Annotated in this window: 10 protein-coding genes; 5 read left to right on the top strand and 5 right to left on the bottom strand. The window is 71.3% G+C overall.

The window, feature by feature from the left end:
* Positions 1–252 precede the first annotated feature (252 nt).
* From OG507_RS08345 to OG507_RS08335, 3 genes are all read left to right on the top strand, one after another.
* A complete protein-coding gene (locus OG507_RS08345; protein WP_327366510.1) occupies positions 253–3,762 on the top strand; it encodes a DNA polymerase III subunit alpha in 3,510 nt (1,169 codons plus the stop codon).
* A complete protein-coding gene (locus tag OG507_RS08340; protein ID WP_327366508.1) occupies positions 3,759–4,766 on the top strand; it encodes a DNA polymerase Y family protein in 1,008 nt (335 codons plus the stop codon). The genes OG507_RS08345 and OG507_RS08340 overlap by 4 nt, the downstream gene beginning before the upstream one ends.
* Positions 4,767–4,956: 190 nt before the next feature.
* Complete coding sequence (locus OG507_RS08335; RefSeq protein WP_327366507.1) at positions 4,957–5,850, top strand: esterase/lipase family protein; 894 nt, start codon at positions 4,957–4,959, stop codon at positions 5,848–5,850.
* A 59-nt stretch (positions 5,851–5,909) separates the two neighbouring features.
* On the opposite strand, the gene OG507_RS08330 is transcribed toward OG507_RS08335, so the two are convergent.
* Positions 5,910–6,932, bottom strand: a complete 1,023-nt coding sequence (locus OG507_RS08330; RefSeq protein WP_327366506.1) for a lytic polysaccharide monooxygenase — start codon at positions 6,930–6,932, stop codon at positions 5,910–5,912.
* Between the two features lie 201 nt (positions 6,933–7,133).
* Here OG507_RS08330 and OG507_RS08325 point away from each other — a divergent pair, with 201 nt between their 5' ends.
* The gene (locus OG507_RS08325; RefSeq protein ID WP_327366505.1) at positions 7,134–8,681 is read left to right on the top strand and encodes a trifunctional class I SAM-dependent methyltransferase/NUDIX hydrolase/VOC family protein; all 1,548 of its coding nucleotides are present in this window, start codon (positions 7,134–7,136) and stop codon (positions 8,679–8,681) included.
* Positions 8,682–8,760: 79 nt separating this feature from the next.
* Here OG507_RS08325 and htpG read toward each other — a convergent pair whose 3' ends face one another.
* From htpG to OG507_RS08310, 3 genes are all read right to left on the bottom strand, one after another.
* Positions 8,761–10,698 carry a molecular chaperone HtpG gene (htpG, locus tag OG507_RS08320; RefSeq protein ID WP_327366504.1) on the bottom strand — a complete coding sequence of 646 codons (1,938 nt, stop codon included), beginning with the start codon at positions 10,696–10,698 and terminating at the stop codon, positions 8,761–8,763.
* Between the two features lie 113 nt (positions 10,699–10,811).
* On the bottom strand, positions 10,812–11,294 hold the full coding sequence (locus OG507_RS08315) for a DUF402 domain-containing protein (protein ID WP_327366503.1): 483 nt from the start codon (positions 11,292–11,294) through the stop codon (positions 10,812–10,814).
* Positions 11,275–12,195, bottom strand: coding sequence for a GNAT family N-acetyltransferase (locus tag OG507_RS08310; protein WP_327366502.1), 921 nt, complete (start codon positions 12,193–12,195; stop codon positions 11,275–11,277). The genes OG507_RS08315 and OG507_RS08310 overlap by 20 nt, the downstream gene beginning before the upstream one ends.
* 69 nt (positions 12,196–12,264) lie before the next feature.
* Here OG507_RS08310 and OG507_RS08305 point away from each other — a divergent pair, with 69 nt between their 5' ends.
* Complete coding sequence (locus tag OG507_RS08305; protein ID WP_327366501.1) at positions 12,265–12,642, top strand: GntR family transcriptional regulator; 378 nt, start codon at positions 12,265–12,267, stop codon at positions 12,640–12,642.
* A 106-nt stretch (positions 12,643–12,748) separates the two neighbouring features.
* On the opposite strand, the gene OG507_RS08300 is transcribed toward OG507_RS08305, so the two are convergent.
* The gene (locus OG507_RS08300) at positions 12,749–13,870 is read right to left on the bottom strand and encodes a DUF5925 domain-containing protein (RefSeq protein WP_327371900.1); all 1,122 of its coding nucleotides are present in this window, start codon (positions 13,868–13,870) and stop codon (positions 12,749–12,751) included.
* Between the last annotated feature and the right edge of the window lie 51 nt (positions 13,871–13,921).

Here is a 13,921-nt window from a genome sequence, read left to right as displayed (position 1 = left end):
GCCGTGTGCAGACGCTTCGCCGCACTTCGCGGAGCCCGCTGCCCGGCGCGGCATCGAGGCGGGAGTCCTGGTCCCGGGAGTCCTGGTCCGTGGAGGAGGCGCACCGCGGCGGACCGCCGGGCACATCGTGGAGTGTCGGCGCCGAGGAGTGCTCCGGCGTCGTCCGCGCTTCGGGTATCGCACGAATGTTCGAAACTTGGTCTATGGTGGGGAGCGAGGGGGGGTGAGTGCGGATCGGTCCAGGAGGTGCGGATGCCAGGGTTCACGCATCTGCATACCGTTTCCGGGTTCTCCCTGCGATACGGGGCCTCGCACCCGGAGCGGCTGGCGGAGCGCGCCGCGGAGCGGGGGATGGACGCCCTCGCGCTGACCGATCGCGACACGCTCGCGGGTGCGGTCCGCTTTGCCAAGGCCTGCGAGAGGGCCGGGGTGCGGCCGCTCTTCGGAGTGGGGCTCGCGGTGGGGCCTGCGGCGGCGGAGCGTACGGGAGGGGACGGGCGTACGCATCGACTGCGCACCCCGGTCCGCGGGGGTGCCTTTGTCGATGAATCCGCACCCCGGGTCACCTTCCTCGCCCGGGACGGTGCGCAGGGCTGGGCGGAGCTGTGCTGTCTTGTCACCGCCGCCCATGCCTCCGCACCCGTGTCCGCCGGTGCCGGACAGCCCATGGTCGGCAGGGCCGAGCTGCCCGCCGAAGGGCTCACCGTGCTGCTCGGCCCCGATTCCGACGTCGGCAGGGCGCTGGCCGCGGGCCGCCCGGACCGGGCCGCCGTGCTGCTCGCGCCCTGGCGGGAGATCTACGGCGAGGACCTGCGCCTGGAAGCCGTCCACCACGGACGCGAAGGCACCGGCCCCGGATCGCTGCGGCTCGCCGCCCGTACCGTCGGCTTCGCCGCCGAGCAGGGGGTGCGGGCCGTGCTGACCAATGCCGTCCGGTACGCCGATGCCGGTCAGGGCCCGGTCGCCGATGTGCTCGACGCCGCCCGCAGGCTCGTCCCCGTCGATCCGCGCCGCGCCCCGCTCGACAGCGGTGAGCGCTGGCTCAAGGACGACCGTGCGATGCGGGAGACCGCCGAGCGGATCACTTTTGCCGCCGGACTCGGCCGCGATGCCGGAGCACGGCTGCTCGCGGAGACCCGGCGCACCGCCGACGCCTGCGTCGTCGACCCCGAGGGCGACCTCGGCCTCGGCACCGTCCACTTCCCCGAGCCGCACCTCGTCGGTGCGGGCCGCCGCACCGCCCAGCGCGTACTGGCCTCCCGCGCCGCCGCCGGAATGGTGCTGCGCGGCTACGACCGCAGGCGCGACTACTGGGAGCGGATGCACCAGGAACTGGACATCATCGCCTATCACGGCTTCGCCTCCTACTTCCTGACGGTCGCCCAGGTCGTCGATGACGTGAGGGAGATGAAGGTCAGGGTGGCTGCGCGCGGCTCCGGAGCCGGCTCGCTGGTCAACCACCTCCTGGGCATCGCCCACGCCGACCCCGTCGAGCACGGGCTGCTGATGGAGCGCTTCCTCTCCAAGCGCCGCTTCGTGCTGCCCGACATCGACATCGACGTCGAATCCGCCCGCCGGCTCGACGTCTACCGCACGATCATCGGGCGCTTCGGCGCCGAGCGGGTCGCGACCGTCGCCATGCCCGAGACCTACCGGGTGCGCCACGCCATCCGGGACGTCGGTGCCGCGCTCTCCATGAACCCGGCCGAGATCGACCGGCTCGCCAAGGCCTTCCCGCACATCAGGGCCCGCGACGCCCGCGCGGCCATGGAGGAGCTGCCCGAACTGCGCGAGGTGGCGCGGGAGAAGGAGAAGTACGGGCGGCTCTGGGAGCTGGTGGAGGCGTTGGACGCCCTGCCGCGCGGCATCGCCATGCACCCGTGCGGGGTGCTCCTCTCGGACGCCTCGCTGCTGCGCCGTACGCCTGTCGTGCCCACCAGCGGCGAAGGCCCCCATAGCCTTAAGGGCATGGGAGGTGCCCCCCTCCCGATGGCGCAGTTCGACAAGGAGGACGTGGAGGACCTCGGGCTGCTCAAGCTCGATGTGCTCGGCGTGCGGATGCAGTCGGCGATGGCGCACGCGATCACGGAGGTCAAGAGGGCCTCCGGCCAGGACGTGGACCTGGACGCCGTACCGCAGGGCGACCCGGAGACGTACCGGCTGATCAGGAGCGCCGAGACGCTGGGCTGCTTCCAGATCGAGTCGCCGGGGCAGCGCGATCTGATCGGCAGGCTCCAGCCCGCCACCTTCGACGATCTGGTGGTCGACATCTCGCTGTTTCGCCCCGGGCCGGTCGCCGCCGACATGGTGCGGCCGTTCATCGAGGCCCGGCACGGCCGTGCGCCCGTGCGCTATCCGCATCCCGATCTGGAAGGGCCGCTGCGCGAGACGTACGGGGTGGTCGTCTTCCATGAGCAGATCATCGAGATGATCGACATCATGACCGGCTGCGGCCGGGACGAGGCCGACCGGGTGCGGCGCGGGCTCTCCGACCCCGAACTGCAGGGCCGGATCAAGGCCGAGTTCGCCCAGCGGGCGGCGAGGAAGGGGTACGGAGCCGAAGTGATCGCCCGGACGTGGGAGATCATCGAGGCGTTCGGCTCGTACGGCTTCTGCAAGGCGCACGCGGTCGCCTTCGCCGTACCGACGTACCAGTCGGCGTGGCTCAAGGCGCACCACCCGGCAGCCTTCTACGCCGGGCTGCTCACCCATGACCCGGGGATGTATCCCAAGCGGCTGCTGCTCGCGGACGCGCGGCGGCGTGGTGTTCCGGTGCTGCCGTTGGATGTGAACCGGTCGGCGGCCACTCATCGAATCGAACTGGTGTCCGGTAAGGGGGAGGGCTCCAGGACGTGGGGGGTGCGGCTCGCGCTCTCGGACGTCCATGGCATCAGCGGGGCCGAGGTCGCCCGGATCGAGGCCGGGCAGCCCTACGCCTCGCTGCTGGACTTCTGGCAGCGGGCCAGGCCGGCGAAGCCGGTCGCCGAACGGCTGGCCCAGGTCGGCGCGCTGGACGCGTTCGGCGCCAACCGGCGCGATCTGCTGCTTCATCTGTCCGAACTGCACCGCGCCCAGCGGGGTGCGCGTTCCGGCGCCGCCGGTGCGCAGCTCCCGCTCGGCGACGGACACCGGACCGGCTCCATCGGGCTGCCCGACCTCAACGAGGCCGAACGCCTCAGCGCCGAGCTGGGCGTGCTGAGCATGGACGTCTCCCGCCATCTGATGGGTGATCACCACGCGTTCCTGAAGGAGCTCGGCGCGGTCTCCGCCAAGCGGCTGCGCGAGGCACGGCACGGGGAGACCGTGCTGGTCGCAGGCGCCAAGGCGGCCACGCAGACCCCGCCGATCCGCTCCGGCCGCCGGGTCGTCTTCACCACCCTGGACGACGGCACGGGCCTGGTCGACCTGGCCTTCTTCGACGACAGCCACGCCGCCTGCGCGCACACCGTCTTCCACTCCTGGCTGCTGCTGGTGCGCGGAGTGGTGCAACGGCGCGGACCGCGGAGTCTCAGCGTGGTCGGCGAGGCCGCCTGGAATCTGGCGGAACTGGCCGAGCTGCGGCGTACCGGCGGACTCGACGCGGTCGCGGCGCGACTGGCGCAGGCTCCGGCCGAAGAGGCTCCCGGGGGTGGTGACGGCGGTCGGCGCATCCAGATGCCCACGGGGTACGAGATGAACCCCTGGTCCGACCTCCAGCCGCCCGGCGAAGGAGTCGCCACCGGAAGGAAACTGTGGCACCAGAGCCCGGGGAGTGCGGGATGAGTGACGCCTACGAGGAGCCGGGCCTCCTGTATCTGCGGTTCCGCAAGGTCGGCGGCGGCCTCCCGGACAGTGCCGGTTACGCCGGGCTGCTCGCCCTGCTCGGTGCGTTCACCCCGATCGTGGAGGCGGTCGAGCCGGACGCCGCGCTCGTCGATGTGCGCGGTGCGCTGCGCTACTTCGGGCGGGATGTGAAGGGGCTGGCCTCGGTGATCCGGGTCCGTGCGCTCGCCCTGCACGGTGTGGACTGCGTGATCGGGGCGGCCGAGAACCCGATGCTGGCCCGGATGGCGGCGCGGCGGGCCGCGCCCGGTGCGACCTTCGTGGTGCCCGGAGGCGGGGGCGCCGCGTTCCTCGCGGCCGAGCCGGCCGCCGCGCTGGACGGCGTCGGGGCGGCGACCGCCCGCACCCTGTGCGGATACGGGCTCGACTCCGTCGGCCGGATCGCGGCGGCCCCGCTCGGCACCCTGCAGCGGATCACCGGCGTACGGACCGGGCGCGAACTGTGGGAGCGGGCGCACGGCATCGACCGTACGAGGGTCGAGCCGAACGCCGCCGCCCGGTCGGTCGCCGCCGAGCGGTCCTTCCCGCGCGACGAGCTGGACCGGGAGCGGCAGCGCCGCGCGCTCATGTCGCTCGCCGAGGAGCTGGGGGCCAGGATGCGCGGGGACGGGCAGGTGTGCCGGGGGCTCGTGGTCTCCGTGCGCAGTGCCGACCGGACCGGATACTCGACGCTGACCCGCAGCCGTACGCTCACGGAACCCACCGCCCACTCCGCGGCGCTCACCGGACTCGCGTACCGGATCCATGACTCGTTCGGGTTGCAGCGGGCCCGGGTGCGGGGGATCGGGCTGCGTGCGGAGGGGCTCATGGACCGCGAACGGGCCGCGCACCAGCTGTCGTTCGATCCGGTGGACGAGCGGGCGCGGCGGATCGAGGCGGTGGCGGACCGGTTGCGGGCCAGGTTCGGTCCGCAGGCGGTGATACCGGGCCGGCTCGCCGCCTGACCCATCGCCATATGGGGTGATCTGGAACTGGAGTGATGCCACGTCAGTTTTTACCGACGCGTAACTTCCCCCGTCACCTTACTCGCGCGTAATTTGGCATGAGCACATAGAACGTCGGTACAGAACTTGTGGTCCGGGCCGCAGGGCGCACAGACATCGCAACTCCCTTGAGCCGCAAGGAGACCACACGATGCTGCCCTGGACACGTGCGCCGCGCACCCCACGTGCGCGGAGAACCCTCGCCGCGCTGCTCCTCGCCGTCGCCGCAGTCGCCACCCCCACGGCCACTGCCGCTGCAGCCACCCCCACCGCCGTCACGGCCACCTCCCGTGGCTGGAACGACTACTCCTGCAAGCCCTCCGCAGCCCACCCCCGCCCCGTCGTCCTGGTCCACGGAACCTTCGGGAACTCGATCGACAACTGGCTGGTCCTCGCCCCCTACCTGGTCAACCGGGGCTACTGCGTCTACTCGCTCGACTACGGGCAACTGCCCGGCGTGCCGTTCTTCCACGGTCTCGGCCCGATCGACGAATCGGCCGGACAGCTCGCCGCCTTCGTCGACACGGTGCTCGCGTCCACCGGAGCGCCCAAGGCCGACATCGTCGGCCACTCCCAGGGCGGCATGATGCCGAACTACTACCTGAAGTTCCTCGGCGGGGCCCCCAAGGTGAACGCCATGATCGGGCTCGCACCCGACAACCACGGCACCACCCTCCTCGGCCTGACGAAACTGCTGCCGTACTTCCCGGGCGCGGAGGACCTGCTGAACGCCAACACACCCGGCCTCGCCGACCAGGTGGCGGGCTCCCCCTTCATCACCGAGCTCAACGCGGGCGGCGACACCGTGCCCGGAGTGCGCTACACCGTCATCGCGACCAGGTACGACGAGGTCGTGACCCCGTACCGCAGCCAGTACCTGGACGGGCCGAACGTACGCAACGTCCTGCTCCAGGACCTGTGCCCGATCGACCTCTCCGAGCATGTGGCGATCGGGACCATCGACCGGATCGCCTACCACGAGGTGGCGAACGCCCTGGACCCGGCGCACGCCACCCCGACCACCTGCGCCTCCGTCATCGGCTGAGGCTCTTCGTCCGGATCAGGCCTGACCGCCTCTCGTCCGGATCAGGCCTGAACCGCCTCTCAGCGTCCGTGCCGGGCCGCACTGCCGGACCGGCGACGGACCGAGGCGAACAGGGTGGCCGCGCCCACGGCGAGCGCGGTCGCACCGCCGATCGCGAGGTACGGGGTGCTGCCGTCGCCACCCGTCTCGGCGAGGCTCTCGCCCGCCGGGGCGGGGGTGGTGACGCTGTCCGGCTCGGGTGCGTTCGCCCCGGAAGGAGCGGCCCCGGATCCGGCCGCCGGAGCGGCCTCGGTGACCTTCGCACCCGTACCGGCGTCGTCGTCACCATGGCCGCCGTGCTCCACCGACGACTTCTCGGCGCCCCCGGCGATCTCCCGCTCGGTCGGCGCCGACGCGGCCGGCGCCGGGACCGCGCCGACCGATCCACTGCCGCTCGCGCCGCCGAACACCACATCGGAGCAGGCGTAGAACGCTTCGGGAGAGTCCGAACGCTGCCAGACGGTGTAGATCAGCTGCCGCCCCGAACGCTTCGGCACGGCGGCGTCGAAGACGTACGACCCGTTCTCCAGCTTCGGATCGGTGGCCGTGGCGAAGGGCTCGGCCTCCAGGTCCGACCACTTCAGGGGCTGCGTCGGGTCATAGCCGGCCTTGGTCAGATACAGCTCGAAGGAGCCCTTGTGCGGTGCGGTGGCCCGGAAGCGGAAGGTGTGGCTGCCCGCCGTCATCTGTGTCGACGGCCAGTCGGCGCGCGGCAGATCGAGCCCCTTGAACTTGTCGTTGGCCGCGCTGCACAGCTTGCCGTCCGGGATCAACTGCCGGTGATTTCCCGCCGCATTGGCGATGTTGACCCCGTTCCAGTCGTACAGCGCCTGCGTGCCGCCCGCCGCGACCGCGGCCACGCACGCCGCCGACTTCGGATGCTCGGGTCCCTCGGCGAAACAGGCCGAGACCCGGCTGACCGGATCCGTCAGCGAGCCGTGGGCGGCGGCCGGAGCCGCGGCGAGCGCGGTCAGCGCGAGCGGCGCCGCACCGAGCGCGACGATGGCGAAGGCCTTGCGGCGGGCGGTCCTGATGACGGACATGGTGGCGTTTCTCCTTCGGCGGTCCACGTCTGGGCGGGACAGAAGCTAGCCGCTCCCGGACCCGAAAACGGCTGCTGAGCGCGGTGACGGCGATCGTTATGACCGCCTTAAGGAACCGCTCAGCGGCGATTAAGAACAACGGGCCGTGGGGCGTGCCGGCCGCTGATCGACGTTGTCAGTGGCGGATGGCACGATCGGTTCATGACGACGATCGACTGGGATTCCGCAGCCGACTCCTTCGACGAGGAGCCCGACCACGGGCTGCTCGATCCGGTGGTGCGGCACGCCTGGGCGCAGCGGCTGGAGAGCTGGCTGCCCGGCGGGCGCTCCGAGGTGCTCGACCTGGGGTGCGGCACCGGAAGCCTCGCGCTGCTCGTCTCCGGGCAGGGGCACCGGGTCACCGCCGTCGACCGCTCGCCGCGCATGGTGGAGCAGGCGCGGGCCAAGCTCGCCGGGACGGGTACCGCGGTGATTCTCGGGGACGCGGCCCGACCACCGGTCGGCAAGCAGCAGTTCGATGTGATCATGGCGAGACACGTGGTGTTCCTGCTGCCCGATCCGGCGGCGGTTCTGCGCCACTGGTTCACCCTGCTGCGGCCCGGCGGGCGGCTGATCCTGATCGAAGGCGTCTGGGGCGGCGTCGGGCTCTCCGCCGAGCGGCTGACCGGACTGCTCTCGGATCTCACCGAACGCATCCACCACGAGCGGCTCTCCGGCGATCCGGCCCTGTGGGGCAAGCAGGTCGACGACGAGCGTTACGCCCTGGTGGCCCGCGCCGAGCCGCCGCACCGGCACACCGAGGTCGTCGATGTGCATCTGATCCTCCGCCGCGGCCCCGAGGTCCTGCTCGCCCGCCGGGCCGGTACGGGGTATGCGGACGGGCTGTTCAACGGCCCGTCCGGACACGTCGAGGACGGTGAGGACGTCCGCGAGGCGATGATCCGCGAGGCCGCCGAGGAGATCGGTGTCGAGCTGGGTCCGGACGAGCTGCGGGTCGCCCTGGTCATGCAGCACCGCGGCCCCGGCGCCAGCCCCAGGACCGGCTGGTTCTTCGAGGCGGAGTACGACCCGGCCCGCCCGCCGTACAACCGCGAACCGGACAAGTGCTCCGAGCTGGCGTGGTTCCCGCTGGACGCCCTTCCGGACGACATCGTCGCCTACTGCCGGGCGGGGCTCGACGGCTACCGCGCGGGGCAGCAGTTCCTGATCCACTGGCATGAGGACGGCGACACCGTGGCGTACCAGCCGCACGGCATCCACCGCGCCGTACCGCTGCCGGCCGGCGGGGCCCGCACCGGCGGGGTGCACCACATCGAGCTGTGGGTGCCCGATCTGCCGACGGCCGAGCAGGGGTGGGGCTGGCTGCTCGGCGAGCTGGGCCATCTCCCGTACCAGCGCTGGGAGAACGGGCGGAGCTGGCGGCGCGGCGACAGCTATGTGGTGGTCGAGCAGTCACCCGACCTGACGGCCGGGGCGCACGACCGCCGCCGCCCCGGCCTCAACCACCTGGCGTTCCACGTCCGGGACCGGGCCACCCTCGACGCACTGGTGGCCAGGGCCCCGGAGCACGGCTGGCGGCCGCTCTTCGCGGACCGCTACCCGCACGCGGGCGGCGACGGGCACATCGCCGCCTACCTGGAGGACGCGGCGGGGTACGAGGTGGAGCTGGTCGCCGGAATCCTTCAGGACCGCCCGGCGCCGGAGGAGACGGCGCCGCACACCGATGTATGGGCGCGGCGCCGCGACTAGGGCCTGTCCGGCCGTGATCCGGTGGACAGGCCCCCGGGCCGTGATCCGGCGGGCAGGCGCCGGGAGTTGTGGCTCTCGCTCACAGGGTGCGCTCAAGGCGGTCGGCCATCAGCCTGACGAAGCGCGACGGGTCGCCCAGTTCGCCGCCCTCGGCCAGCAGCGCCAGGTCGTGGAGGAGTTCGGCCGTCTCCTCCAGCCCGGTGCCGGTATCCTCACCGCGTCCGGCGTGCGCCTGCTTGAGGCCGCTGACCAGCGGGTGCTCGGGGTTGAGTTCGAGGATGCGCTTCACGTGCGGGACGGGCTGGCCCATCGCGCGGTACATGTTCTCCAGGGCCGGTGTCACATCGTGCGTGTCCGAGACGATGCAGGCGGGGGAGACGGTGAGGCGTGAGGAGAGCCGTACCTCCTTGACGGTCTCGCTCAGCCGGTCCGTCATCCAGGCGAGCAGATCCGCGTACTCCTGCTGGCGGTTCTCCCGCTCGGTCGCGGCCTCCTTCTTCTCCTCCTCGGTGCCGAGGTCGACCTCGCCCTTGGCGACGGACCGCAGCTTCTTGCCGTCGAACTCCGGCTCCGCCTCGACCCACACCTCGTCGACCGGATCGGTCAGCAGCAGCACCTCGACGCCCTTGGCCCGGAACGCCTCCATGTGCGGGGAGTTCTCGATGGACTGCCTGGACTCACCCGTGAGGTAGTAGATGTGCTCCTGGCCGTCCTTCATCCGCTCCACGTACTGCCGCAGAGTGGCCGGCTCGTCCTTGTCGTGGGTCGTGGCGAAGGAGGCGACCCCGAGGATGGCGTCGCGGTTCTCGAAGTCGCTCAGCAGCCCCTCCTTGAGGACGCGGCCGAACTCCCGCCAGAACGTGGCGTAGCGCTCCGGGTCGGCGGACATCATGTCCTTGACCGTCGACAGCACCTTCTTCGCCAGGCGCCGGTGCATCAGCTGGATCTGGCGGTCCTGCTGGAGGATCTCGCGCGACACATTGAGCGACAGGTCCTGCGCGTCGACGACGCCCTTGACGAAGCGCAGGTACGGCGGCATCAGCGCTTCGCAGTCGTCCATGATGAAGACGCGCTTCACATAGAGCTGGATGCCGCGCTTGTACCCCTGCATGAACAGGTCCTGGGGCGCGTGCGACGGGATGAAGAGCAGCGCCTGGTACTCGAACGTGCCCTCCGCCTGCAGCCGGATGGTTTCGAGCGGGGCGATCCAGTCGTGGCTGATGTGCTTGTACAGCTCGTGGTACTCGTCGTCCGTGACCTCGTCGCGCGAGCGCGCCCAGAGGGCCTTCATCGAGTTGAGGGTCTCGGGCTCGCGCGGGGCGTCGTCGGACGCCGCGTCCGTGCCCGCGGCGTCCGCGTCCGGGGTCTCCGGGACCATCCTGACGGGCCAGGTGATGAAGTCCGAGTACCGCTTGACGATCTCCCTGATCTTCCAGGGAGAGGTGTAGTCGTAGAGCCGGTCATCGGTGTCCTCCGGCTTGAGCCGGAGCGTGACCGCGGTGCCCTGGGGAGCGCCGTCGACGGTCTCGATCGTGTACGTGCCCTCGCCGCTCGACGTCCAGCGGGTGCCCCGGCTCTCGCCCGCGCGCCGGGTCACCAGCGTGACCTCGTCGGCCACCATGAAGCTGGAGTAGAACCCGACTCCGAACTGGCCGATCAGTCCTTCGGCCGCGGCGCTGTCCTCGGCATCCTTGAGTTCCCGCAGGAACTTCGCGGTGCCCGAGTTCGCGATGGTCCCGATGAGCTGGACCACTTCTTCGTGCGACATCCCGATGCCGTTGTCCCGCACGGTCAGCGTACGGGCCTGCCGGTCGGTCTCGATGTCGATGTGCAGGTCGGACACGTCCGCGCCGAGAGAGTCGTCGCGGAGCGCTTCGAGCCGCAACTTGTCGAGGGCGTCGGAGGCGTTGGAGACGAGTTCGCGCAGGAACACGTCCTTGTTCGAGTAGATCGAGTGGATCATCATCTGCAGAAGCTGGCGGGCTTCCACCTGAAACTCGAACGTCTCAGTGGGCATAATCCGTGATTCCTTCTCAGGTCACCGGGTGAGGAACTGGCCTGAGAACTCTAGATCAGCCGGGCTCCGGCGGGAGGGCCGACGCTGTCGGCCGGGGCGCGCCTCTGCCTCCGTCAGGCCAGCAGCGACGCCAGGCCCTCCGCGCGGGCCAGGAGCTCCAGCTCGTCCAGCGCCCGCAGGGCCGCCCCGGCCGCCGCCGGATCGCGTGCGGCGAGACCGCTCTCCTCGAACTCGTCCTCGTCCAGCCGGAGTACGGACGAGCCGTCCGCCGACACCCACAGATCGAGATCCAGGTCCTCGACCAGAAGCCCGCCGTCCCGCAGCACGGCGGGACGGGTGATGTCGCAGTACCAGCCCTTGAGCTCGCCCGCGCCGGTATGGACCTCCTTGACGGCGAACCAGCGGTCGCGCCAGTAGTGCTCGGTGAACACATCGCCGGGCTCGAACCGTACGAAGCCGAAGTCACGCACGCCCGGAGCGGCCCACGGGGCCGTCACCGTCAGCCGGACGCCGTCGTCGCGTACCACCGTCGCCGGGTAGCTGATCTTCGTCCGGCCTGCCTTGACCAGGGTGACCTCAACCGAGCTCGCGGACATACCGCACCTCCGTGGCGCAGACCTCGTAGCCGAACCATCGGTTGACCGCCAGCATCGGGCCGTTGTCCGCGTCATTGCCGGTGTACGCGTCCGTGTACCCGGCGGCGCGCGCCCGGTGCAGCGAGTCGTTCTTCGCGAGCCTGGCAAGGCCCCGGTTGCGGTAGGCCCGGCGGGTTCCGGTCATCCCCGACATGTAGCGGGTCAGACCGTCGGTCCGTGCCGCGCTGAACGCCGCCACCTCCCCGTCGACCAGCACGACCGACGTCAGCTCGTGGTCGAGTGCCGGATGGCGCCAGGTCTCACCCAGCCAGTCCTCGTAGTCGGACAGCTCGGCCGGGATGTCGCTCGGCTCGTCCGCCGTGGTCTCGGCGTCCGCCTCGAACACCGGGCGCGGGTCGTCCGCGAAATCCGCCGCGGTACGCAGCTCGACGCCCGCGGGGAGCTGCTGACGGGGCGGCAGCGTGCCGCCCGCGAGATCGAGGTGGAGGAAGTGCGCCGAGCGGCTCGGCGCATAGCCGCGCTTCTCGGCGAAGGCACGGTTCGACGCTGTGTCGAGCACCCAGGTGTAGAGCGCGAGCGCGCCCTCCCGCGCCAGATACTCCTCGGCCGTGCCCAGCAGCAGCCCGCCCGCCCCGCGCCCCGTGCGGTCCGGATGTGTGTACGGATTGCAGAATGCCTGGCCGGGCTCGGTGCTGTCGTGGGCGAGACCGACCTGAGCGGTCCCGATGAGCTCCCCGTCCTCCTCGGCGACCAGCAGCCGGTAGCGCTTGGCGGGATGAGCGGAGGCCAGGTCGAAGGCGACCTGCTCGGGAGTCGTCACCATGAAGGGCAGTGCGGCACGCCGGACCCGTACCCAGGCCTCCGCGTCGGCGGGCAGGAAGTCGCGAACCAGGACAGTCATGGGCCGGACGTTACGCGTAGGACCGCACGGGGCGCCCCTGATTTTCCGGCGGTGGGGGACAATCGGCGCGTGACCTTGAAGATCGCCATTGACCCGGACGCCGGTGCCGCCCCGTACGAGCAGCTGCGCACGCAGATCTCCGAACTGGCCCGCTCCGGCGCGCTCCCCGTCGGTTTCAGACTTCCGACCGTACGCGGCTTCGCCGAGGAGCTCGGCCTCGCCGCGAACACCGTCGCCAAGGCGTACCGGGCGCTGGAGACCGACGGGGTGATCGAGACCCGTGGCCGCAACGGCACGTTCATCGCCGCTGCCGGTGATGCGGCGGACCGTCACGCGGCGGCCGCGGCGCAGGAGTACGCGGAGCAGGCCCGGCGGCTGGGCCTGTCCCGGGCCGAGGCGCTGTCCCTGGCCGAGGACGCGGTGCGGGCGGCGTACGGGGTGCGGTGAGCGGGGGCCGGACCGTCCGGCGTGCGGGTTGCCTCAAGCGCTGGGCGGACTGGAATTCCGGCCCGTACGGCACTTGAGGACACACTTGAGGACACAACTGCCGGGATCAGAGATACAGCCCCGCGTCCGCGCCGGAATCCTGTTTCGGCACCGATGCGGGACCGCTGCCGCGCCGCAGCGCGTACAGCTCGGCGAGCGTGGCGCCCTCGCGGCCGACCCCCTGCTCCGTGCCCAGCCAGGACACCGCCTCCCTGCGGGTCAGTGAGCCCACCTCGATCCTGGCGAGGCAGCGGCCGGGCCTGACCACGGCCGGGTGGAGCCGCTCCAGGTCCTCGTTGGTGGTGACGCCCACCAGCACATTGCGGCCCTGGCCCAGCAGCCCGTCGGTGAGGTTCAGCAGCCGCGACAGGGCCTGGCCCGCCGTGTGCTTGGCCTCGCCGCGGATCAACTCGTCGCAGTCCTCCAGGAGCAGCAGCCGCCAGCGGCCCTTCGCCGTGCCGTCGTCCTCGCCGATCGCGATGTCCATCAGATAGCCGACGTCGTTGAAGAGCCGCTCCGGATCGAGCACGCAGTCGACCTGGCACCAGTCCCGCCACGAGCGCGCGAGCGTGCGCAGTGCGGAGGTCTTGCCGGTGCCGGGCGGGCCGTGCAGCAGGAGCAGCCGGCCGGCGATGTCGTCGGGTGTGACCTTCATCAGCCGGCCCATGGCATCGGCCACCGGTGCCGTGTAGTTGCTTCGGACCTCGTCCCAGGTGCCGGCGGCGATCTGCCGGGTGGTGCGGTACGGGCCGCGGCGCGGGGACACGTACCAGAAGCCCATCGTCACGTTCTCGGGCTGTGGTTCGGGTTCGTCCTGGGCGCCGTCCGTCGCCTGGCCGAGGATCTTCTGCGCCAGCTCCGGGCTGGTCGCGGTGACCGTGACATCGGCGCCGCGGTTCCACCGCGAGACGAGCAGCGTCCAGCCCTCGCCCTCGGCGAGCGTGGCGCTGCGGTCGTCGTCGCGGGCGGCGCGCAGCACCTTGGCGGCCGGGGGAAGCAGCGTGGCCCCGGCCTTGACGCGGTCGAGCGAGGAGCTGTGCGAATACGGCTGCTCGCCCGTCGCGAAGCGGCCGAGGAACAGCGCGTCGACGACGTCGGACGGGGAATCGCTGTCGTCGACGGTGAGCCGGATCGGCAGAGCGGACTCAGGGTTGGCAGACATGGTGCCCATGATCCGGCAAGGGGGCATCCGGTGCACCCAGGTTTCGACACCTTCCTCCCGCTCCCGGCGGGCGCACTA

This window comes from Streptomyces sp. NBC_01217 (assembly GCF_035994185.1).
Taxonomy (GTDB): Bacteria; Actinomycetota; Actinomycetes; order Streptomycetales; family Streptomycetaceae; genus Streptomyces.
This window is presented reverse-complemented; position numbering and strand designations above follow the sequence as displayed.